19 protein-coding genes are annotated in these 19,811 nt (G+C 69.4%); 5 read left to right on the forward strand and 14 right to left on the reverse strand.

Features of this window, described 5'->3' with window-relative positions; all coding sequences use genetic code 11:
- Nucleotides 1–20: 20 nt before the first annotated feature.
- The 9 genes from OID54_RS10575 to hisD form a co-directional block, all read right to left on the reverse strand.
- On the reverse strand, nucleotides 21–1,226 hold the full coding sequence (locus OID54_RS10575) for a cytochrome P450 family protein (RefSeq protein ID WP_329017331.1): 1,206 nt from the start codon (nucleotides 1,224–1,226) through the stop codon (nucleotides 21–23).
- Nucleotides 1,227–1,313: 87 nt separating this feature from the next.
- Entirely contained in the window at nucleotides 1,314–2,069 is a 756-nt protein-coding gene (hisF, locus tag OID54_RS10580) for an imidazole glycerol phosphate synthase subunit HisF (RefSeq protein WP_329017334.1), read from the reverse strand.
- Nucleotides 2,066–2,479, reverse strand: a complete 414-nt coding sequence (locus OID54_RS10585; protein ID WP_329017337.1) for a RidA family protein — start codon at nucleotides 2,477–2,479, stop codon at nucleotides 2,066–2,068. The genes hisF and OID54_RS10585 overlap by 4 nt, the downstream gene beginning before the upstream one ends.
- Nucleotides 2,476–3,201: a bifunctional 1-(5-phosphoribosyl)-5-((5-phosphoribosylamino)methylideneamino)imidazole-4-carboxamide isomerase/phosphoribosylanthranilate isomerase PriA gene (gene priA / locus OID54_RS10590; protein WP_329017340.1), complete on the reverse strand. Its 726-nt coding sequence runs from the start codon at nucleotides 3,199–3,201 to the stop codon at nucleotides 2,476–2,478. Before priA ends, OID54_RS10585 begins: the two co-directional genes overlap by 4 nt.
- Nucleotides 3,201–3,860 carry an imidazole glycerol phosphate synthase subunit HisH gene (hisH, locus tag OID54_RS10595; RefSeq protein ID WP_329017343.1) on the reverse strand — a complete coding sequence of 220 codons (660 nt, stop codon included), beginning with the start codon at nucleotides 3,858–3,860 and terminating at the stop codon, nucleotides 3,201–3,203. Before hisH ends, priA begins: the two co-directional genes overlap by 1 nt.
- Complete coding sequence (locus OID54_RS10600) at nucleotides 3,857–4,021, reverse strand: hypothetical protein (protein ID WP_329017346.1); 165 nt, start codon at nucleotides 4,019–4,021, stop codon at nucleotides 3,857–3,859. The genes hisH and OID54_RS10600 overlap by 4 nt, the downstream gene beginning before the upstream one ends.
- Entirely contained in the window at nucleotides 4,018–4,611 is a 594-nt protein-coding gene (hisB, locus tag OID54_RS10605) for an imidazoleglycerol-phosphate dehydratase HisB (protein ID WP_329017349.1), read from the reverse strand. The genes OID54_RS10600 and hisB overlap by 4 nt, the downstream gene beginning before the upstream one ends.
- Nucleotides 4,608–5,735, reverse strand: coding sequence for a histidinol-phosphate transaminase (locus tag OID54_RS10610; RefSeq protein WP_329017352.1), 1,128 nt, complete (start codon nucleotides 5,733–5,735; stop codon nucleotides 4,608–4,610). The genes hisB and OID54_RS10610 overlap by 4 nt, the downstream gene beginning before the upstream one ends.
- Nucleotides 5,725–7,062: a histidinol dehydrogenase gene (gene hisD / locus OID54_RS10615; RefSeq protein ID WP_329017355.1), complete on the reverse strand. Its 1,338-nt coding sequence runs from the start codon at nucleotides 7,060–7,062 to the stop codon at nucleotides 5,725–5,727. Before hisD ends, OID54_RS10610 begins: the two co-directional genes overlap by 11 nt.
- A 286-nt stretch (nucleotides 7,063–7,348) precedes the next feature.
- Between hisD and OID54_RS10620 the strand changes: the two genes are divergently transcribed.
- The 4 genes from OID54_RS10620 to ybaK all read left to right on the forward strand — a co-directional run bounded on the left by OID54_RS10620 (nucleotide 7,349) and on the right by ybaK (nucleotide 11,375).
- The gene (locus OID54_RS10620; protein ID WP_443055763.1) at nucleotides 7,349–8,896 is read left to right on the forward strand and encodes an oxidoreductase; all 1,548 of its coding nucleotides are present in this window, start codon (nucleotides 7,349–7,351) and stop codon (nucleotides 8,894–8,896) included.
- Between the two features lie 201 nt (nucleotides 8,897–9,097).
- Complete coding sequence (locus tag OID54_RS10625; protein WP_329017361.1) at nucleotides 9,098–10,111, forward strand: hypothetical protein; 1,014 nt, start codon at nucleotides 9,098–9,100, stop codon at nucleotides 10,109–10,111.
- Nucleotides 10,112–10,122: 11 nt separating this feature from the next.
- Nucleotides 10,123–10,863: an LON peptidase substrate-binding domain-containing protein gene (locus OID54_RS10630; RefSeq protein WP_329017362.1), complete on the forward strand. Its 741-nt coding sequence runs from the start codon at nucleotides 10,123–10,125 to the stop codon at nucleotides 10,861–10,863.
- A 17-nt stretch (nucleotides 10,864–10,880) separates the two neighbouring features.
- On the forward strand, nucleotides 10,881–11,375 hold the full coding sequence (ybaK, locus tag OID54_RS10635) for a Cys-tRNA(Pro) deacylase (protein WP_329017364.1): 495 nt from the start codon (nucleotides 10,881–10,883) through the stop codon (nucleotides 11,373–11,375).
- A gap of 149 nt (nucleotides 11,376–11,524) precedes the next feature.
- Here the strand turns inward: ybaK and OID54_RS10640 are convergent, their stop codons facing one another.
- The 4 genes from OID54_RS10640 to OID54_RS10655 form a co-directional block, all read right to left on the reverse strand.
- Nucleotides 11,525–12,154 carry a DUF2567 domain-containing protein gene (locus OID54_RS10640; RefSeq protein ID WP_329017367.1) on the reverse strand — a complete coding sequence of 210 codons (630 nt, stop codon included), beginning with the start codon at nucleotides 12,152–12,154 and terminating at the stop codon, nucleotides 11,525–11,527.
- A 170-nt stretch (nucleotides 12,155–12,324) separates the two neighbouring features.
- Complete coding sequence (locus OID54_RS10645) at nucleotides 12,325–13,137, reverse strand: ABC transporter permease (protein WP_329017369.1); 813 nt, start codon at nucleotides 13,135–13,137, stop codon at nucleotides 12,325–12,327.
- An 11-nt stretch (nucleotides 13,138–13,148) separates the two neighbouring features.
- Complete coding sequence (locus OID54_RS10650) at nucleotides 13,149–14,114, reverse strand: ABC transporter ATP-binding protein (RefSeq protein WP_329027391.1); 966 nt, start codon at nucleotides 14,112–14,114, stop codon at nucleotides 13,149–13,151.
- A 46-nt stretch (nucleotides 14,115–14,160) separates the two neighbouring features.
- Nucleotides 14,161–15,384: an NYN domain-containing protein gene (locus tag OID54_RS10655; protein WP_329017372.1), complete on the reverse strand. Its 1,224-nt coding sequence runs from the start codon at nucleotides 15,382–15,384 to the stop codon at nucleotides 14,161–14,163.
- Nucleotides 15,385–15,700: 316 nt separating this feature from the next.
- Between OID54_RS10655 and OID54_RS10660 the strand changes: the two genes are divergently transcribed.
- Nucleotides 15,701–15,880, forward strand: a complete 180-nt coding sequence (locus OID54_RS10660; RefSeq protein WP_329017375.1) for a hypothetical protein — start codon at nucleotides 15,701–15,703, stop codon at nucleotides 15,878–15,880.
- Between the two features lie 218 nt (nucleotides 15,881–16,098).
- On the opposite strand, the gene dnaE is transcribed toward OID54_RS10660, so the two are convergent.
- Nucleotides 16,099–19,641, reverse strand: coding sequence for a DNA polymerase III subunit alpha (gene dnaE / locus OID54_RS10665; protein WP_329017378.1), 3,543 nt, complete (start codon nucleotides 19,639–19,641; stop codon nucleotides 16,099–16,101).
- Nucleotides 19,642–19,811 lie beyond the last annotated feature (170 nt).

Below are 19,811 nucleotides of genomic sequence, written 5' to 3' on the forward strand. Positions count from 1 at the left end.
GTGGTCGGCTCGGGCCGGTCCTACCAGCGAACCGGTAGCCGCCGCACTCCCCTGATCAACATCCCGGACATCCACGGCAGGCTCGCCTCGTCGGCGTCCAGTGCCAGTTCAGGGCACCGCTCCAGCAGCGTGTGCAGGGCAATGCGGCCCTCCAGTCGGGCCAGCGGGGCGCCGAGGCAGTAGTGGAGGCCGTGTCCGAAGGCAATATGGCCGCGGGCGTCACGGCGGATGTCGAAGCGGTCCGGGTCCTTGAACCGGGCCGGGTCCCGGTCCGCGTCCGCCATGGCGATCAGGACCGGTGAGCCCGCGGGAATGGTCACACCGCCCATCTCCACGTCCTCCAGGGCGAGCCGTGCCGTGCAGTTCTCCACTGGGCCGTCGTAGCGCAGCATCTCCTCGATCGCCCCGTCGAGGAGACCGAGGTCGGCGCGTAGGTCGGCGAGCTGGTCGGGATGGTTGAAGAGCGCGCGCAGACCGTTGCCGAGCAGATTGACGGTCGTCTCATGGCCGGCGATCAGCAGCAGCACGGACATGCCGACCAGCTCGGCGGGCGAGAGCCGGTCCCCGCCCTCGTCCACTGCATGGATCATGGCGCTGAGCAGGTCGTCGCCCGGCCGCTCCCGCTTGGCGACGATCAGTTCGCCGAGGTAGGCGGTGGTCTGGGTGTAGGCGAGGACCTCGGCCTCGGCGCTGGAGGGGGCGACCATCTCGTTGGACCAGGCGCGGAAGGCGTCACGGTCGAGTTCCGGTACGCCCAACAGTTCGCAAATGACCGTCATCGGCAGGGGAAAGGCGAAGGCTGCGATCAGATCGGCCTGTCGGGTCCCGTTCGCGAGCATGGCGTCCAGCAGCTCATCGGTCAGCTGCTGCACGCGGGGGGCGAGGGAAGCGACCCGTCGGGGGGTGAACTCCCGGGCGACGAGCCGGCGCAGTCGGGTGTGGTGGGGCGGATCGGACATCAGCATATGAGCGAGGGCCGAGTCGTCCCCGCCGGTGTTGACGATCGAACTGACATCGCCCGACCGCAGCCAGTCGCGGCTCAACCGGGGGTCGTTGAAGGCCGTTCTGCTCGCCTCGTGGCCGACGACGAGCCATTTCTCCTCGCCGTCGGAGTCGCGCACCCGGTGGACGGGGCCTTCGGCTCGCAGCCGGGCGTAGACGGGGTAGGGATCACGGACGAAGTCGGGGCTGAGCTGTAAGAGATCGACGATAGGCCGGGTCGACATGGTGTGCTCCCTGGTGAACCGTTGGGAAGTACACGCACGTTAACCCGGCCCAAGGTGCGGGCGGATACCCATTTTCGGCCGCTTTGGTCAGCGCACGGTGTGTCCCGAACGCCGTAGGGCGTCCTTGACTTCGGAGATCTTGAGGTCGCCGAAGTGGAAGACGGAGGCCGCGAGCACCGCATCGGCACCGGCGTCGATCGCCGGCGGGAAGTCCTCCAGCCGACCGGCGCCACCGCTGGCGATCACGGGGACGCTCACATGCGCGCGTACCGCCGTGATCATCTCGGTGTCGTAGCCGTCCTTGGTGCCGTCCGCGTCCATCGAGTTGAGCAGGATCTCCCCGGCGCCGAGCTCGGCGGCCCGGTGGGCCCACTCGACGGCGTCGATGCCGGTGCCCCGCCGTCCGCCGTGGGTCGTGACCTCGAACGAGCCGGAGGGCGTGCGGCGGGCATCGACCGACAGCACCAGCACCTGGCGGCCGAAGCGCTCGGCGATCTCCCGGATGAGGTCGGGGCGGTCGATCGCGGCGGTGTTCACACCGACCTTGTCCGCGCCCGCGCGCAACAACTTGTCGACGTCGTCGGGGGACCGGACGCCGCCGCCGACCGTGAGCGGGATGAAGACCTGCTCGGCGGTGCGCCGCACCACGTCGTATGTCGTCTCCCGGTTGCCCGAAGAGGCGGTGATGTCGAGGAAGGTGAGCTCGTCGGCGCCTTCGGCGTCGTACAGCTTCGCCATCTCCACCGGATCGCCGGCGTCGCGCAGGTTCTGGAAGTTGACACCCTTGACGACTCGTCCGTTGTCGACGTCAAGACAGGGAATGACCCTGACGGCCAGCGTCATGCGTTCTCGCCCGCCTCTCGGCTCGGTGTGCGGTACGCCTCGATCTCCACCTCGACGACCAGGCGCGGATCGACGAGGCCCGCGACGATGACCATGGTGGCCACCGGGCGTACGGCGTCGAAGAGCTCCTTGTGGGCCCGTCCGACGTCGTCCACGTCCCGGGCGTGGGTGATGAACATCCTGGTCCGCACGGTGTCCTGCGGTCCGAGGCCCAGTTGTGCCAGGGCGTCGAAGGCGGCCCGGAAGGAGTTCACGGTCTGCTCGTAGGGCGTGCCGTCGGTGATCTCACCGTCCACGACGGACGTACAGCCGGCCACGAGCACGAGCCCGCCCGGCAGTTCGACCGCCCGCGAGTAGCCGAACGTCTCCTCCCAGGGCGCGCCGGTGCTGATCCGCCGCAGTTCGCTCACGCGGACACCGCCGCGAGCGCCTCCTCCAGCGTGAACGCCTTCGCGTACAGCGCCTTGCCCACGATCGCGCCCTCGACGCCTTCGGGGACCAGGGAGGAGATGGCGCGCAGGTCGTCCAGCGAGGAGACTCCGCCGGATGCGACGACGGGGCGGTCGGTCTTGGCGCAGACATTGCGCAGGAGGTCCAGGTTGGGGCCCTGGAGGGTGCCGTCCTTGGCGATGTCGGTAACGACGTAGCGGGCGCAGCCCTCGGAGTCGAGCCGGGCGAGGGTCTCGTAGAGGTCGCCGCCGTCGCGGGTCCAGCCACGGCCGCGCAGCGTGGTGCCACGGACGTCCAGACCCACCGCGATCTTGTCACCGTGCTCGGCGATGATCTTGGCGACCCACTCGGGGGTCTCCAGGGCCGCGGTGCCGAGGTTGACCCGGGTGCAGCCGGTGGCGAGCGCAGCGGCGAGGGAGGCGTCGTCGCGGATGCCGCCGGACAGCTCCACCTTGATGTCCATGGCGCCGGTCACCTCGGCGATCAGCTCCCGGTTGTCACCGGTGCCGAAGGCCGCGTCGAGGTCCACGAGGTGCAGCCACTCGGCACCCGCGCGCTGCCAGGCGAGGGCCGCGTCCAGCGGGGATCCGTACGACGTCTCCGTACCGGACTCGCCGTGTACGAGGCGGACGGCCTGGCCGTCGCGGACGTCAACTGCGGGCAGGAGTTCAAGCTTCGGCATTACAGCGTCTCAATCCAGTTGGTCAGCAGCTGGGCCCCGGCGTCGCCGGACTTCTCGGGGTGGAACTGGGTCGCCCACAGCGCACCGTTCTCCACGGCGGCGACGAAGCGCTCGCCGTGTGTCGCCCAGGTGACCTGGGGTGCGCGGATGGCGGGGTTGGTGATCTGCAGTTCCCAGTCGTGCACGGCGTAGGAGTGCACGAAGTAGTAGCGGGCCTCGGGGTCGAGGCCGGCGAAGAGCCGACTGTCCGGTGCCGCCTCGACCGTGTTCCAGCCCATGTGCGGAACGATGGGTGCCTTGAGCGGGCCGACCGTGCCGGGCCATTCGTCGAGCCCTTCGCTCTCCACACCGTGCTCGATGCCGCGGGCGAAGAGGATCTGCATGCCGACGCAGATGCCCATCACGGGACGGCCACCGGAGAGCCTGCGGCCGACGATCCACTCGCCGCGCGCCGCGCGCAGCCCCTCCATGCAGGCGGAGAACGCGCCCACGCCGGGGACCAGCAGTCCGTCGGCGTTCATGGCGGCGTCGAAGTCGCGGGTGATCTCCACATCGGCGCCGACCCTGGCGAGCGCCCGCTCGGCGGAGCGGACATTGCCGAAGCCGTAGTCGAAGACAACGACCTTCTTGGCCTTCTTGCCCTGCTGGCCGGCGCTCATGACCACACGTCCAATCGGAGCACGCCCGCGAGCAGGCACATGAAAGAGCCGATGCCGAGGAGGACGACCACTCCGCGCGGCAGGCCCTGCTTCTGGAAGGAGTACATCCCACCGAGGAGGAAGAGGCCGACGACGATCAGGATGGTCGACAGGCCGGTCACAGGGCGCCCTTGGTGGAGGGGAGGATGCCGGCGGCGCGCGGGTCGCGCTCGCTGGCGTAGCGCAGGGCCCGGGCGAGCGCCTTGAACTGGCACTCCACGATGTGGTGGGCGTTGCGGCCGTAGGGGACGTGGATGTGCAGCGCGATCTGGGCCTGCGCGACGAAGGACTCGAAGATGTGGCGGGTCATCGTCGTGTCGTAGGCGCCGATCATCGGAGCCATGTTCTCCGGCTCGGTGTGCACCAGGTACGGGCGTCCGGAGAGGTCGACGGTGACCTGGGCGAGGGACTCGTCCAACGGGACCGTGCAGTTGCCGAAGCGGTAGATGCCGACCTTGTCGCCGAGGGCCTGCTTGAAGGCGGCGCCGAGCGCGAGGGCGGTGTCCTCGATGGTGTGGTGGGTGTCGATGTGGAGGTCACCCTCGGTCTTCACGGTGAGGTCGAAGAGACCGTGCCGGCCCAGTTGGTCGAGCATGTGGTCGTAGAAACCGACCCCGGTCGACACATCGACCTGCCCGGTGCCGTCGAGGTCGATCTCGACGACGACGGAGGTCTCCTTCGTGGCCCTTTCGACCCGTCCTACGCGGCTCATGCGCTCTGCTCCTTCATCAACTCACGGACCGCGTCGAGGAACGCGTCGTTCTCCGTCGGGGTGCCGGCGGTGACCCGCAGCCATCCCGGTACTCCGTTGTCCCGGACCAGCACTCCGCGGTCGAGGATCTTCTGCCATGCCTCGTGGGCATCGTCGAACCGTCCGAACTGCACGAAGTTCGCGTCCGAGTCGGTCACCGAGAAGCCGATGGCCCGTAGCTCGGTGACCAGACGGTCCCGCTCGGCCTTCAGCTGTTCGACGTACCCCAACAGCGTATCGGTGTGCTCCAGCGCCGCGAGCGCGGTGGCCTGGGTGACGGCCGACAGGTGGTACGGCAGCCGCACCAGCTGTACCGCGTCGACCACGGCGGGGGCCGCGGCGAGGTAACCGAGCCGCAGTCCGGCCGCGCCGAACGCCTTGGACATCGTCCGGGAGACCACCAGGTTCGGTCGGCCCTCGATCAGTGACAGGAGGGAGGGCCGGTGGCTGAACTCCACGTACGCCTCGTCCACGACCACCAGGGACGGCTTCGCGGCCTGGGCGGCATCGAACAGCGCCAGCACGGTGTCCCGGTCGACCGCGGTGCCGGTGGGGTTGTTGGGCGAGGTGATGAAGATGACGTCCGGGCGGTGCTCGGCGATGGCGCGCTCGGCCGCGGGGAGGTCGATGGTGAAGTCGTCATGGCGCGGCCCGGAGATCCAGCCGGTACCGGTGCCGCGGGAGATCAGCCCGTGCATGGAGTACGAGGGCTCGAAGCCGATGGCGGTGCGCCCGGGGCCGCCGAAGGTCTGGAGCAGTTGCTGGATGACCTCGTTGGAGCCGTTGGCGGCCCACACGTTCTCGATGCCCACCAGGTGGCCGGTGGTCCGGGAGAGGTAGGCGGCGAGCTGGGTGCGCAGTTCGACGGCGTCCCGGTCGGGATAGCGGTTGAGACCGCGCGCCGCCTCCCGGACCCGCTCGGCGATCCGCTCCACAAGGGGTTCGGGCAGCGGATAGGGGTTCTCGTTGGTGTTCAGTTGGACGGGAACGTCGAGCTGGGGGGCACCGTAGGGGGACTTGCCGCGCAGTTCGTCGCGGATGGGCAGATCGTCGATGCGCACGCCGCCCGCTGGCTCACTGCTCACGGCCCGGCACCTTCCAGCCGAAGCGCGCCTTCACGGCGGCACCGTGGGCGGGCAGATCCTCGGCCTCGGCGAGCGTGACCACGTGGTGGGTGACGTCGGCGAGGGCTTCGCGGCTGTAATCCACGATGTGGATGCCGCGCAGGAAGGATTGGACGGACAGGCCAGAGGAGTGGCAGGCGCATCCCCCGGTGGGCAGGACGTGGTTGGAGCCGGCGCAGTAGTCGCCCAGGGAGACGGGCGAGTAGGGCCCGACGAAGATCGCACCGGCGTTGCGGACCCGGGCGGCCACGGCGGCTGCGTCGGCGGTCTGGATCTCCAGGTGCTCGGCTCCGTAGGCGTCGACGACCCGCAGGCCCTCGGCCACGCCGTCGACGAGGACGATCGCGGACTGCCGGCCGGTCAGGGCGGGCACGATCCGGTCCTCGACGTGCCGGGTGGCCGCGATCTGCGGTTCCAACTCCTTGTCGACCGCGTCCGCGAGCTCCACCGAGTCGGTGACCAGGACCGCGGCGGCCAGCGGGTCGTGCTCGGCCTGGCTGATCAGGTCAGCCGCGACGTGCACGGGGTCGGCGGTGGCATCGGCGAGGACGGCGATCTCGGTCGGGCCCGCCTCGGTGTCGATGCCGATCCGGCCGGTGAAGTAGCGCTTGGCGGCGGCGACCCAGATGTTGCCGGGGCCGGTGACCATGTTCGCGGGCGGACAGCCGTCGGGGCCTTCCGTGCCGTACGCGAACATCGCGACCGCCTGGGCACCGCCCACCGCGTACACCTCGTCCACGCCGAGGAGGGCGCAGGCGGCCAGGATGGTCGGGTGCGGCAGGCCGCCGTGCTCCTTCTGGGGCGGCGACGCCAGGGCGATGGAGGCCACGCCCGCTTCCTGCGCGGGGACGACGTTCATGATCACGGAGGAGGGGTACACGGACCGGCCACCGGGTGCATACAGCCCGACGCGCTCCACCGGAACCCATTTCTCGGTCACGGTGCCGCCGGGCACGACCTGAGTGGTGTGCTCGGTGCGCCGCTGGGCGCGGTGAACGATCCTGGCGCGCCGGATGGACTCCTCCAGCGCGGCCCTGACCTCGGGGTCCAGGCCGGTGAGGGCGTCCGCGATGGCACGGGCGGGCACCCGCACCTGCTCCAGCACCACACCGTCGAACTTCTCCGCGTACTCGATCAGCGCCGCCGTGCCGCGATGGCGTACGTCCTCGCAGATGGGCCGCACCTTCTCCAGGGCGGCTTCCACGTCGAACTCGGCACGGGGCAGCAGGTCGCGCAGTGCGGCGCCCTCGGGGAGGGCATCGCCGCGCAGATCGATTCGAGAGATCACACAGCCAATTCTCGCAGACCCGATTCGGCTGCTGTTTCCCGTATCACTGGCTGATACGCGACTCAGACCTCCCACGGGTGATCGATGACCACTAGCGTTCACTCCGTCACACAGGGGGAAGAACGGCAGTACGGGCCTGGTGACCGGCTGGGCAGGGCGCGCCCCGCACCGGTGTCCGCGACACCGCGGAGGACGCGCACAACTTCACAGAATCGAAGAGGGGGCGGTAGTGACCGAGCCGCTGGACGAAGGCTGCCCGGACGGGCTCACCCTGACCGAGCAGCGCATGTGGAACGCATTCCGCAGCGGCAGCACCTACGACCTCAGCGACCCCGACCCCTTGCTGAACGACCCGTTCTCGCCGCGTCCCTGGGGCCCCGAGCGCAGTGTCCGGGCCGCGATCGTGGCCCGCCTCCTGCTCAGCGGTCCCACCCCGCATCCCGGGCGGGTCGCCGCACTCAAACTGCGGGGCGTCCTGATCACCGGAACGCTCAAGTTGGCGGGTGGCAGCATCGCGCCCTACGTCGAACTGAACGGCTGTCGATTCGAGAGCGAGATCTGGCTGCCCGAGGCCCACTTCACCACCGTACGGATGGTGGGCTGCGCCATTCCGCGACTGGAGGCCGCCCGACTGCGCACCGAAGGCGATCTGCATCTGCCGCGCTGCCGGGTCGAGCACGGCATCCGGCTCACGGACGCGCAGATCGGGACGGATCTGCTGATCAACCAGATCCATGTGCGCCCCGACCGCCGGGGCCGGGCGATCACGGCGGACGGGCTGTCCGTCGCCCAGGACCTCCAGGCGGAACTGATCGAGACCTACGGGGAGTTCAGTCTGCGCGGCGCGAAGGTCGGAGTGTCTTTAAGCCTGCGGGGCAGCAGGCTCAGGGCCGCGGGCGAGCGCCGCGCGCTGAACGCACCGCAGATCAGTGTGGAGCGGACGCTCTACATGACCGGCGCCTGGGTGAGCGAGACCACCGGCCGTCAGGGCACCACTCCCCCGTTCGGCATCGGGCGCGGCGGGGAGTCGAGCCAGGGCACCACCCGCCTCCAGCCCTTCCAGTGCTACGGCGGGGTCCGACTCGACGACGGACGCTTCGGGGACGCGGTGGACCTCCATCGGGCGCGGTTCACGCTCAGCCCGCGCGAGGAGCTCTCCCTGCGTCGGATCGTCACCCCGGAACTGCGCTTCAACGCGGTCCGCCCCGAGGAGGGTCGGGTGGTCCTCAACGGGGCGAAGGTGGTGACGCTGGTGGACCTCGCCGCGAGTTGGCCCGGCCCCGGTGGACTGGCCATGGGCGGCTTCGTCTACGAGAACCTGGTGCCGTACGAGGAGTTCCCGCTCAGCAGACGGCTGGAGTGGGTGGCGTCGGCGACCCCCGAGTACTCGCCGGAGCCGTACGAACGGCTCGCGACCGTGTTGCGCAACAGCGGCGAGGACGCGGACGCCCGGGAAGTGCTGCTGGCCAAGCAGCGCCGACGCCGCGAGACCCTGCCGCTGGCCGCGAAGCTCTGGGGCTACCTCCAGGACTGGACCGTGGCCTACGGCTACCGCCCGGGGCGCGCGGCGCTGTGGATGGCGGTGCTCTGGGCCGCCGGGGCAGTGGCCTTCGCCCAGGTGGAACCGGAACCGTTCAAGCCCGGCGAGCATCCGCACTGGAACGCGCCCCTGTACGCCCTGGACCTGCTGATCCCGGTGATCAATCTGGGGCAGGACGGCTACTGGCGACTCGACGGGCACTGGCAGTGGGCGGCGGCCGTGCTGGTGCTGCTGGGCTGGATACTCGCCACGACGGTGGCGGCGGGGGCATCGAGACTGCTGCGCAGGGGGTGACTCCAACTCGGCGGCGCGCGCCGGGCACGGAAGGGAAGCAACCGTGCGGACAAGGGGTGCGGTTGTGCCCCCACACCAGTCAGCCAGTCGCATTCTTTGCGCTCTCTTGACTTTTTTGAGGACAACCTTCCCGGCCGCTACCAAAGCTTCACAGGGCCCCTCTGGCGTCGCCTCCGACCTGCGGTTTTCAATGGCCGGACCATGTCTTTGCTTCGCGCCCTGGTGCGCACCGCGCGGATGATCAGGCACACGTCACGGCTCGGTTCCGTCGACGGCGGGCTGCCCGCCGATGACACCGTGCTCCTCGACGCGCCGGACGAGCTCATCGGACCGGCGCTCGTGGCGGCGGCCGTCGGGGAGTTCCGACCGGCCGCCTCCCTCCTGGCCGCCACGCGCTCGGCGGCCGAATGGGAGAACCGCGACCGCTATGTGATGCGGCTCGCCACCTTCGCCTCCTCCCGCGGCGACTGGCTGACCGCCTGGCTCGCGGCGGCACCCCATGACCCCGACGCGCTGGTCGTCAAAGCCGAACTGGCGGTCCGCAGGGCGTGGGACTCGCCCGCCAGATCGGAGCGGCTGCGCGAGATCGGTCCGCTGATCGACGCGGCTGCGGAGGGGTGCGCCGGCGACCCGGTGCCCTGGCGCATCGCCCTGGACCATGCACGCGGCACGCATGTCGGACACGCCCGCTTCGAGGCGCTGTGGGAACAGGCGGTCCGTCGCTCCTCCCACCACTACGGCTGCCACGTCGCGGCCCTGCGCTACCTCTCCGCACAGTGGTACGGATCGCACCGCGAGTGCTTCGACTTCGCCGAGCAAGCCGCCGCGGACGCCCTGCCCGGTTCGCTCGTACAGGCGCTGCCGGTCCGGGCCGCCTTCGCCTGGCTGGAGAGCGGCGACGGCTCACCGCTGGCGCAGGACCGGACGGACGCGGCGGCGGATCTCGCGATCGCGCTCTCGGCGGGCTATCCCCCGGGCGACCCCTGGCCGGCCGAGGTCCGCAACCTCGCGGCGTACGTCCTGGTGCGGCGAGGGCGCTGGCAGGAGGCCCTGGAGCAGTTCCGGCTCATCGGACCGCACGCCACTTCCTTCCCGTGGAGCCGGGTTTCCGACGACCCGCTCGGGCAGTTCCTGGACACCCGCGACGGCGTACGGATCGAGGTTGCGTCCATGACGCCGCTACGGACCTGCCTGGGCGAGCGCACGGACCATTAGGGTTGGCCAGTGTGACCACCGCACGTCTGCCGCTCTTCCCGCTCAACTCGGTCGTGTTCCCTGGCCTCGTTCTCCCTTTGAACGTCTTCGAGGAGCGCTACCGCGCCATGATGCGCGAGCTGCTCAAGATCGATGATTCCGAACCGCGCCGCTTCGCCGTGGTCGCCATTCGCGACGGCCACGAGGTGGCCCCGACCTTGCCCGGACTGCCCGACCAGACCGCCGTCCCCGAGCGCGGACCCGCCGCCGGCTTCGGCGACGACCCGCTCAAGGTGTTCCACAGCATGGGGTGCATCGTGGACGCGGCGACCATCCGGGAACGTGAGGACGGCGGTTTCGAGGTCCTCGCCACTGCCACCACCCGGGTCGCCATCCGTTCGGTCGACGCCAGCGGCCCCTTCCTGCTGGCGGAGGTGGAGGAGATCGGAGATGTGGCCGGAGAGGGCGCGGGCGCACTCGCCGAAGGGGTCCTGCGGGCCTTCCTCAAGTACCAGAAGCAACTGGCCGGGGCCCGCGAACGATCGCTGACGGGCAACGGGGACCTGCCGGACGACCCCACGGTCGTCTCCTACCTCGTCGCTGCCAAGGCCCTGCTGGACACCCCCGCGAAACAGCGACTGCTCGAAGCGCCCGACGCCGCGGCACGGCTGCGCGAGGAGCTCACGCTCCTGCGCTCGGAGACCGCGGTCATCCGCCACCTCCCGTCACTGCCCGCGGCGGACCTCACCAGACTGCCGACGAGTCTGAACTGAACAGGAACCCCAGCTCCATGGCGAAGAAGGCCAAGAAGACGGGCGGTACTCCCGCGACGGTCGCGCTGACGGCCGCAGGGGCTGAGTTCGTCGTGCACGCCTACGACCATGACCCGGCAGCCGCCTCGTACGGCGAGGAGGCGGCACGGGTGATGGGAGTGTCCCCGAACCGGGTCTTCAAGACGCTCGTGGCCGAGGTGGACGGCGAGCTGACGGTGGCCGTCGTACCGGTGGCCGGTCAGCTGGACCTCAAGGCGCTGGCGGCGGCGGTGGGCGGCAAGCGGGCCGCCATGGCCGATCCGGCGGCGGCGGAACGGACCACGGGTTATGTCCGGGGCGGGATCTCCCCGCTGGGCCAGCGCAGGCGGCTGCGCACGGTACTGGACGCCTCCGCGTCCACCCATCCGACGATCTGCGTCTCGGCCGGACGCAGGGGCCTTGAGGTGGAACTTGCGCCCGCGGCCCTCGCGGAGCTGACATCGGCCGTGCTGGCCCCGATCGGTCGTGCCTAGGCTCGACCGATCGGGCCAGACCGGGTCGCATCAGGTCAGGCTGCATCGGGCCAGGTCGCACTGGTTCAGGCTGCATCGGATCGGGTTGATGGGGGTCGGGCCAGCCGGAGCACGGAGCCCGGTCCTCGACGACCGGCGCCGCCGACGCATCAGTCGGGCAGCGGCAGCGGCTCCGGATCACGGGGGCCGAACAGCGCCGTCAGCAGCAGGTGCACCATCATCGCGGCCACCGGCCACGCCAGGAGCGCACCCTTGGCGTTCAGCTCCAGCGGGGCGTCGAACACCACCCCCGCACCCACGGCCTTCGCATGGGCGACGACATCCTCCGTCGGCCCGAACCAGGTGCCGACCCCCCAGGCGACAAGCGCGCCCAGGAGCCCGCCGATGGCCAGCGCCACCACCAGGGCGATGCCGCCACGACGGCGGAACACGAACACGCCCACGGCGCTCACCGCACCGAACGCCAGGCCGAGGAGCGCGAACGTACCGTCGGCACCGACCGCCTCCTCGCCCTCGGAGTCCCGCAGGAAGACCGCCTTGCCGTCGGAGATGAGCGGCACGTTGGGGGCCAGGGCCAACCACAGCAAGCCGAGGCCGACGCCCAGGACGGCCACGGCGAACAACACGATCACCGCATCACGGATGTCGTCCCGCAGTACTGCCGCCTCGTGCGGACCCGAGTCCTGATCGCTCGGCGGAGCCTGCCAGGGGTCGTCCCCCGGGGTCCCGGATGCGGACGGGCGGTGTGGTGGGTGCGGCGGTGTCAGCGGTGCGGTCACCCGGCCATCGTGCCAGGCATGAGCCGGGCGCGCCTCACCGGACCGGTCGCTCCCACGGCTACCGCCGGCCACGCCCGGGGCGGCCCCGAAAGCTCACCGGCGCCCCGGTGCACCGCTGGGCACACCGGCAGTCGCGAGGCGCCGGTGGGCACACCAGTGGCGAGGGCCGCTCAGCGGACGGCGGCCCGCCGGTAGGCCCAGGTCGCCACGGTCAGCGAGACCACGCCCACCAGGGCGCAGATCGCCAGGTCGAACCCGACGGCAGCCCAGTCGGGGTTCGGTCCGAAGGTCCGCGCCAGCGCCTCGACCCCGTAGGTGGAAGGCAGCAGATCGCGTGCGTACGAGATCGGTTCCGGCAGTCGGTCCGCGGGCAGGACTCCCAGCAGCAGCGCCGCGGACATGCCCAGTTGCCCGAGCAGGGTGGCCAGTTCCGCCCGGGGCGCGAGCAGACCGAGTGCCGCCCCGAGCCCCGCGAGCGCGGCCCCGGCCAACGGGATCACGGCGAGGAGGATCCATAGATGCGTCATGGGCAGCGAGAACAGGACGCTGCCGGCGATCGCGGTGACGATGGTGCCGGGGACCGTGAAGGAGGCGTACGCGCCGGCCGCACCCAGTACCACGGCCGCGGGCGGCACCGGCAGGGTCGCGTAGTGGTCGAGGCCACCGCTGGCCCGCAACTGCCCGAAGTACTGGGCGAGGAGGTTGAGCGCCACGAAGGCCACGACCAGGACGGAGGAGCCCGCGACCACGGCCCGTGCCTCGTCCCCGCCCTCCACGACGCCCCGCATCAAGACCATGATCCCGATGGATTGGAAGGTCGCCACGAACAGCAGCGGAATCCTGGCGACCCGGGCCCGGGACAACTGCGCGGTGTAGACCGCTCCGAGCGCCGGCAGCAGCCGTGCCCGGGGGGCGAGCGGCGCGGGCGCGACGACGGGCGTACCCCGTCCCCTGACCCGCGTCTGCCCGGACACTGCTTCCATGGGCACGATGCTCACGCTTTGACCAGCCCCTTCATCGCGTTCCCCCCGAGAGCCAAATACACGTCCTCCAGGCTGGGGGTTGCCAGCGTGAAGTCGTCGAGCGCCGCGAACGCCGCACCGCCCGTCACGGCGGCGACCGCCGCCCGAGCCTCGTCGGGGGCGAGTCTGAGCACCCAGCGACGGCCCGATTCCTGTGCGGAGCCGCGCAGTGCGGCCACCTCGGGCACATCGAGCGGTGCCCGTTCCCGCCAGACCAGTTCGACGCGGACCTCGCCGGCGACATGTTCCTTCAGCCCGCTGGGGGTGTCGCAGGCAATGACCCGGCCGCGTTCCAGTACGGCGACCCGGTCCAGCACGGTTTCCGCCTCGATAACGTTGTGGGTGACCAGGACGACGGTGGTGCCGTGCTCTGCCCTGCGGCGGTCGACCGCGGCCCAGACCGCTCGGCGCGCCACCGGGTCCATACCGGTGGTGGGTTCGTCAAGGACGAGCAGCGGGCGCTCTCCGACGAGGGTCGTCGCGAAGCACGCCAGGCGCCGCTGTCCACCGGAGAGCCGCTTCAACGGCCGGCCGGCCAGCTCTGCCAGGCCCAGTTCGTCCAGTACGGCGTCACGTTCGGCGCGGGCGTCCTTGATGGACAGCCCGCGGAGCCGTCCGGTGGTCTCGGCGGCGAGCGCGACGGTCAGTTCGTCGAGTGCGGTGGATTCCTGCCCGAGGTAGCCGACGAGCCGGGAGGCGCGCTCCGGGTGGCGGACGAGGTCGTGTCCCAGCACCTCGATGCTGCCGGCGTCCGGGCGCATCAATCCGGTCAGCTGACGTACCAGGGTGGACTTGCCGGCGCCGTTGGGGCCGAGCAGTCCGAAGATCTCGCCGCCCTGGACTTCCAGGCTGATTCCATCGGTGGCCCGGACCTCGGGGGTAGCGGGCACCCCACGGCGGGCACGCGCAGCGGGGTACGTCTTGACCAGCCGTCGCACCACGCACACCGTACTCACGAGGTATGAGAGTACGGGGTCGTCCGCGCTACTCCCCGGCGGGGGCGTGTTCCGCCGCCGCCTGGACATCGATCTCCCGCCAGAATCCCGCCCTGATCGCATAGCGGTCGTGTTCGTCGATCTGGTCGTCCTTGTGGGCCAGCAGACCGAAACGTGCTGCGTAGCGCAGCAGTTCCCCGTCGATGCGGTGAGGGATCCGGGGGTACATCGTCGAGAGTTTCTGTACATGGCCGCTCTCGGACAGCCGGGCCATCCAGCGCCGGGCGAAGACCTGCCCCACCTCGAAGGGGTCACCACCGACCGTGGTGATGTCCTCCTCGCGGTCGGCCCAGCGCTGCTCGGCGCTGGTGAGCTGGGCCAGGGTGGGGAGCGATGCGGTCTCGGGCGGTTCGCCGAGGGCCGGGGCGTGCGGGCGTTCCACCCAACCCTTGTCGGAGGACCAGCGCAGGGTGGCGCTCGGCGGCTGGGGCGCGGGGCCCGTACCGGAGGCACGCAGACCGGCCAGGTCCTTGGGAGTGGGAACGCCCTTGGCGGGGGGCGGGGCGTGGTCGGGGCGATGGTCGCGGGCTGTCGGCTGGGCGCCGTTGGCCCCCGGCTCGGCCGCCGCCTGCGATGCCGCGAGCGCCGACTCGGGCAGCGGGGCGGAGAGGATCGCGGCGATCTCCGGGCGGGGAGCGGGGGGCGGGGCGCAGACTCCCGTGAGTTCCTTGGCCCGTACCGCTCCGGTGATCCAGGCCCGGTCCAGGACGCGTCGTTCGTCGGCTTCGGCGACGAGGTCTTCGGACTGGTTGTAGTCGCCGTCTGCTGCCTGCACCGCCCAGAGGTGGACCGCGACACCGTGTTCCTTGGCCGACATCAGACCGGGCAGGAGGTCGCCGTCACCGGTGACCAGCACCACATCCGAGCAGGCGCGATTTCTGGCCAGTTCAGTGAGCTCTGCATGCATCGCGGCGTCGACGCCCTTCTGGGCCCACCGTCCGTCGCTCCGGGTGAGCGCGCCCAACCGGACGGTGACCCTGGGCATCACCCGCAGCCGGCGGTGTTCGGGCTGTGGGACGCGGTCGGGGGCGCCGTCGAACCAGTAGATGCGGAGCAGGGGGCGTTCCGTATCGGCCTCGGCGAGTTCACGCAGGCCCTGGATGAGAGCGGTGTGATCGACGGTGATCCGGGAACGCGCTGGTTCACCGGCGAGCAGGCTCGCAGCGGCACCGAGCAGGTAGCCGGCGTCCACCAGCACAACGCAGCGGTCCACGCGCTCCACCCTCTTTCGCACACTCCGAGGTCTCGGGGACCAAGGATTCTTGGGGATCTTGGGGTTCTGAGATCTTGAGTTCACAGGGGCTGAGGCCCCCGGAGACGCTTGCGAGCCGGGATTCATACCGGCTGCTTCGAGTCTGCCCGACCGCGAAGGGCTAAACGGCCGGAACTCGATCATCGGCGTGGCGGAACCTCGCCAAGCCCCGTGACAAGGGGCGTTTACCCACGGCAATGATCCAAAATGCGACGTATCCCACCATATGTGAGTCTGGTCGCGGCCCTGGCCCCGAGACCCACGATGGAGGCACACCATGGCCAAGCACAAGAATCGCAAGGGTGGCCATCAGCAGGATCGCTCGTCGCAATCGGAGCGAGGCAGCGAGGAGGCGAAGTCGACCGCCTACGAGGCGCAGGCCCAACCGCAATCGCAGGCACAGGGCAGCCCGGCGGATGTTGCGCGTAAGCACCAGCGGCGTTTCGGCCACAACTGATCATTCCGCTCCGTAGCGCCCGACCGTGGGAACGGTCCGGACGCCCGGCATCGCGGAGAAGGGGGCGCGCTCGTCATCACGAGCGCGCCCCCTTTCGTCATTCCTCGGACTGGAAGCCTCCCTGACCGGCCCACCCGGCAGTGCGCGGCCCGAGCCCGCGTGCGCCACCGCCCGGGCCCACACCGGCCTCACACCGACCCTCGCGGGGCCTCGAAAGGTCAGCCGGCGAGGCAGGAGGGGCCGAGCAGCACCTTGAGGTCGCCGAAGAGTGCCGGATCGGGCTGTACCCGATGCCGGTCGAGCCGGAGCACGGTGGTGGTGCGAGGCCCCTGGAGCTTGATCCGCACTTCGGTGTTGCCCCGGTGGTGGCTGAGGATCTCACCGAGCCGGGTGACCATCGGCGGAGTCACCTTGACCGTGGGGATGGTCACCACCACGGGCGCATTGGTGCCGGCCGACGAGAGGTCGGGCACCTGGAGCTCCATGGCGACGAGCCGGGGCACGTCCTCGCGCTTGTCGAGACGTCCCTTGACGAAGACGACGGTGTCCTCGACGAGTTGGGTGGAGACCAGCTGATAGGTGGCGGGGAAGAACATGCACTCGATGGAGCCGGCGAGGTCTTCGACGGTGGCGATGGCCCAGGCATTGCCCTGCTTGGTCATCTTGCGTTGGAGGCCGGAGATGATGCCGCCGATGGTGACGATCGCGCCGTCCGCGTGCTCGCCGCCGGTGAGCTGGGAGATGGAGGCATCGCTCTTGTCCGACAGGACGTGCTCGATACCGAAGAGCGGATGGTCGGACACATAGAGTCCGAGCATTTCCCGCTCCTGCGCCAGGAGGTAGGACTTCTCCCATTCGACGTCGGAGAATTCCACATCGAGACCGAAACCGGGCTCGTCGGCGCTGTCGTCTCCGCCCATGCCGCCGAAGAGGTCGAATTGCCCTTCGGCTTCCTTGCGCTTGACCGCCACCACATTGTCGATCATCGGCTCATGGTGGGCGACGAGACCCTTGCGCGTGTGCCCCATCTCATCGAAGGCACCGGCCTTGATCAGCGATTCGACGGTCCGCTTATTGCAGACGACCGCTTCGACCTTGTCGAGGAAATCGGAGAAGGTCGCGTACTTCCCCTTGGACTTCCGGCAACGAATGATCGAGTCGACCACATTGGTGCCGACGTTCCGAATGGCGGAGAGGCCGAACAGAATGACGTCGTCGCCCTGGGCCGCGAAGTTCGACTCGGACTCGTTCACATTGGGCGGCAGCACCTTGATGCCCATGCGCCGGCATTCGTTCAGATAGACGGCCGACTTGTCCTTGTCATCCTTGACCGAGGTCAGCAGCGCTGCCATGTATTCGGCGGGATAGTTCGCCTTGAGATAGGCGGTCCAGTAGGTCACCAGGCCATACGCGGACGAGTGGGCCTTGTTGAAGGCGTAACCCGCGAACGGCACCAGCACGTCCCACAGCGCCTGGATCGCCTCGTCCGAGTACTGGTTCTTCCTCGCGCCCGCCTGGAAGATCGTGAAGTTGGCGGCCAGTTCCTCGGGCTTCTTCTTGCCCATCACCCGGCGGAGGATGTCGGCCTCGCCCAGCGAGTAGCCGGCGATGATCTGCGCGGCCTTCTGCACCTGCTCCTGGTAGACGATCAATCCATGGGTGATGTCCAGAACCTCCTTGAGAGGCTCCTCCAACTCCGGATGGATCGGGGTGATCTCCTGCTGCTTGTTCTTTCGCAGCGCGTAGTTGGTGTGGGAGTTCATTCCCATCGGGCCCGGGCGGTACAGGGCCGAGACGGCGGAGATGTCCTCGAAGTTGTCGGGCTTCATCAGCCGCAGCAGGGAGCGCATCGGGCCGCCGTCGAACTGGAAGACGCCGAGCGTGTCACCGCGGCAGAGCAGTTCGTACGTCGTGGGGTCGTCCAGCGGCAGGGCCAGCATCTCCAGGTCGATGCCCTTGTTGGACCGCACCATCTTGATGGCGTCGTCCATGATGGTGAGGTTGCGCAGGCCCAGGAAGTCCATCTTCAGCAAGCCGAGCGACTCGCACTGCGGATAGTCCCACTGGGTGATGGTGACGCCGTCGGTGTGCCGCACCCAGACCGGCGCGTGGTCGGTGATGGTCTCGCTGGACATGATCACGCCGGCGGCGTGCACACCCATCTGCCGCACCAGGCCCTCGACGCCCTTCGCGGTGTCGATGACCTTCTTCACATCGGGTTCGTTCTCGTACATCCCCCGGATCTCGCCCGCCTCGCTGTACCGCGGGTGGGCGGGGTCGGTGATGCCGGAGAGGTCGATGCCCTTGCCCAGGACGTCGGCGGGCATGGCCTTGGTCAGCCGGTCGCCCATCGCGTACGGGTAGCCCAGCACCCGGGCGGAGTCCTTGATGGCGTTCTTCGCCTTGATCTTTCCGTAGGTTCCGATCATGGCGACCTTGTCGGCGCCGTACTTCTCGGTCACATACCGGATCACTTCGACGCGCCTACGCTCGTCGAAGTCGATGTCAACGTCGGGCATGGAGACGCGCTCGGGGTTGAGGAACCGCTCGAAGATCAGCCCGTGCTCGATCGGGTCGAGGTCGGTGATCCCCATCGCGTACGACACGATCGAGCCGGCCGCCGAACCACGGCCGGGGCCCACGGCGATGCCCTGGTTCTTCGCCCACATGATGAAGTCGGCGACCACCAGGAAGTACCCCGGGAACCCCATCTTGATGATGACGTCCATCTCGTACTCCGCCTGCTTCTGGCGGTCGTCGGGCACACCGCCCGGGAATCGGCGCTCCATGCCGACCCGGACCTCTTCCTGGAACCAGGTGATCTCGGTGTACCCGGCCGGGATGTCGAACTTCGGCATCAGGTTCTTCGCCTTGAACATGCCGGAGACATCCACCTGCTCCGCGACCAGGAGCGTGTTGCGGCACCCCTCCTGCCAGGCGTCCGAGGAGTCCACCGCGTACATCTCGTCCGTGGACTTCAGGTAGTAGCCCGTGCCGTCGAACCGGAAGCGGTCCGGATCGGAGACGTTCTTGCCGGTCTGGATGCACAGCAATGCGTCGTGCGCCGCGGCCTCGTGCGGGTAGGTGTAGTGCGAGTCGTTCGTCACCAGCGGGGGGATGCCGAGCTTCTTCCCGATCTCCAGCAGACCTTCCCGCACCCGGCGCTCAATCTCGATGCCGTGGTCCATCAGCTCCAGGAAGTACCGCTCCTTGCCGAAGATGTCCTGGTACTCCGAAGCCGCCTTCAGCGCTTCGTCGAACTGCCCCAGCCGCAGCCTGGTCTGCAACTCGCCCGACGGACACCCGGTGGACGCGATGAGACCTTCGGACCACTGGGCGATGGTCTCCTTGTCCATCCGCGGCCACTTCTGCAACCACCCCTCCTTGTAGGCGTCGGAGGAGAGACGGAAGAGATTGTGCAGTCCCGTGCTGTTCGCGGCCCAGATCGTCTTGTGCGTGTATCCACCGGAACCGGAGATGTCATCGCGCTTCTGGTGCGGCTGACCCCACTTGATCTTCCGCTTGTTCCGCCGGGACTCGGGGGCCACGTACGCCTCGATCCCGATGATCGGCGTCACCCCGGCCTTCCTCGCCTGATGGAAGAAGTCGTACGCCCCGTGCAGGTTTCCGTGGTCCGTCATCGCGATGTGCGACATGCCCATCTCATTGCAGGCAGCGAACATGTCCTTCAGCCGCGCCGCACCGTCCAGCAGCGAGTACTGGGTGTGCACGTGCAGATGCGTGAAGGGCGGCTTGGTCACGGCTGGGGCCTCCGGAGAACGGGCGATGAAGGGCGGCGAGGGAGTCTGGGGGGACAGGTTGGAAGTCTACGACTCCCCACCGACACCTCACGGCACAGAAGGCGGGGCCCGCGAACCCGGGGTTGTGGTCCGCGGGACTAGGGTTGGAGGTCCGCGGACCGGAGCGTCGG

Source organism: Streptomyces sp. NBC_00690 (assembly GCF_036226685.1).
Classification (GTDB): Bacteria; Actinomycetota; Actinomycetes; order Streptomycetales; family Streptomycetaceae; genus Streptomyces.